The sequence below is a fragment of the Acinetobacter lwoffii genome, assembly GCF_024129115.1.
Classification (GTDB): Bacteria; Pseudomonadota; Gammaproteobacteria; order Pseudomonadales; family Moraxellaceae; genus Acinetobacter; species Acinetobacter lwoffii_T.
The window spans coordinates 1-2,079 of record NZ_JAMXXO010000053.1 but is presented as its reverse complement, the minus strand read 5'-3'; the positions used below and the strand labels follow the sequence as shown (position 1 = coordinate 2,079).

The window sequence follows — 2,079 nt, the reverse complement described above, 5'->3', positions numbered from 1 at the left end:
GTCACAGTGCTGTTCGGCTCTGCTGTTCCTGTGATTTCTGGAGTCGTGTCATTACCCACTGCAATTGGGTCAATCACTGGCGCTGCTGGTGGTGTGATATCTATTACCAACTCTACTGGCGTAGACGGATTACTTGTATTACCTGCTGCATCTGTTGCTGTCGCAACAACTTCATTCTTGCCTTCTGGTAAAGCTGTATCCGGTGTATAGCTCCAGTTACCTGTTGGATCTACAGCGACTTCACCTTCAACAACTACATTGCCCTGATCGTCTTTTATTACCACAGTCACAGTGCTGTTCGGCTCTGCTGTTCCTGTGATTTCTGGAGTCGTGTCATTACCCACTGCAATTGGGTCAATCACTGGCGCTGCTGGTGCTATTGTATCCTTTACATTTTCACCAGTATTTGATGAAGAACCTCCTCCAGCAGCTGCCAATCCCGCTAAAGGAATCAAGGCCAATAACCAATAAGGATTAAACTCATAGGCTGCTGCAACCAAAGGTTCACCGCCCAATGCTTGACCAGCACTGACCTCATCTGCCAGCATACTTACAGCATGTTCCTGCAAACCGCTTTCCGGCACATAAGCATAATAACTTCCATTTTCATGTAAACCGATCAGTAAATTAGTCGTTGTTCCATCTTGACCATAGTAATCCTGAATAATCAGATCAGTATCGAGTGGATCGGATGAACCGTCTTCCAAACCAATATGCAAGTCATTCCCTACACGTTTAATTTTTATATTTTCAGGAGCAAATTGAGTTGCATCATCAAGCAACTCGTAATTGACGTTTTTTTTAGCCTGAATAATCACGGGCTGGTCAGGTGTTTTAGTAACATTTAGAGTTGAAATTACTTTTTTAGCATCATGTAGCTTTACAGTAATGTTTTGATTATTCATAAAATTATTCTCTACTCATGCATATTTTAGAAATTTATTAAAAAGCTCTATCAGACTTGAAAGAACTTATTCAGCTTTAATGCCATAAGCAATTATTTCTACACGCCGGTTAGGCAAATTACATTGCTCACGAGCCATCTTGTCTGTGGCATAACGAATCTGACAGTCATTGACTACCAAGTCTTGCTCACCACGCCCTTCGATTGAAATATTCTGTCTAGCCACACCATAAATTGTGAGAAAATTACGAATTGTTTCAGCGCGTTGTAAAGATAACTGCTGATTAAAAGCCTCAGTTCCCGTAGGGTCGGTATAGCCGAAGACACTGATATGACTGATCTGATCTTGTTGATTAATAATTTGAGTGGCAATTTCCTTAACTTCTTCTTGGCCTTTTTGCAACATGTCATTTGAGCCTGATTTTGCATAAGCAAATAAGGTATTTGCCTCCAAGGTATATTTCTTAAAGGCGGTCTGGACAGGAACATTCACATAGACTGTTTTTGCACAGGCTTTATTTTGTTCAACACGTGAAAGCGTGTGCGTTTGTTCACGGAGAGTAGGAAGAATCTGCTTTGCTTCTATTTCTGCTAATGGTTGGATTCGGATGGACTGATTGGCATCAATAGCCAGTTTAAAATACTGAATTTTCCTTGCAGATAAATCATACAGCTGATTTCCTTGCCTTATGTTTGCATAATCCAACTTGCTTTGGGTAAAAGCAGCACTCATTCGAGTTGGATTTGCACATGCAGGAAACATTTTATAACTGCCTGGTTGAAGCGAAGTTAAATATTTTCCTTCCAGAAAAATATTCACGGCTGGCCCATTGAATGCACCTTCTTCCCGAAGAAACACTGCCATGGTTTGATCCGGTCTAATATGATCAGATAGAGTCATGGATGCGGGAGTAAATGTTTTCCCAGACTGTAATGCAGGCGGATTATGAATAGAAGCGCATCCCGACCCTAAAATAGAAAGTCCTATTAGCAAAACTAATTTCTTAATATACATATCCCATTTACCCCCAAACTAAATCCAATTTTAAAATACTTAAAAAAATTATGGATTTCTGTGAATTAATTTATATTTAAACTTAATGATCATATAAAAAAAATATTAAAAAACATAGTATAAAAAATATTAGATTTAATTTATTAAAATCAATTTTGTT

The 2,079-nt window shown here is 38.9% G+C and carries 2 protein-coding genes; both read right to left on the bottom strand.

The features are described 5' to 3' along the window. The coding region (locus NI470_RS15600) for an Ig-like domain-containing protein (RefSeq protein WP_253148772.1) at positions 1-905 on the bottom strand (905 nt) is incomplete at its 3' end. Between the two features lie 66 nt (positions 906-971). Further along, the gene (locus NI470_RS15595; RefSeq protein ID WP_253148770.1) at positions 972-1,919 is read right to left on the bottom strand and encodes an OmpA family protein; all 948 of its coding nucleotides are present in this window, start codon (positions 1,917-1,919) and stop codon (positions 972-974) included. Positions 1,920-2,079: the final 160 nt, after the last annotated feature.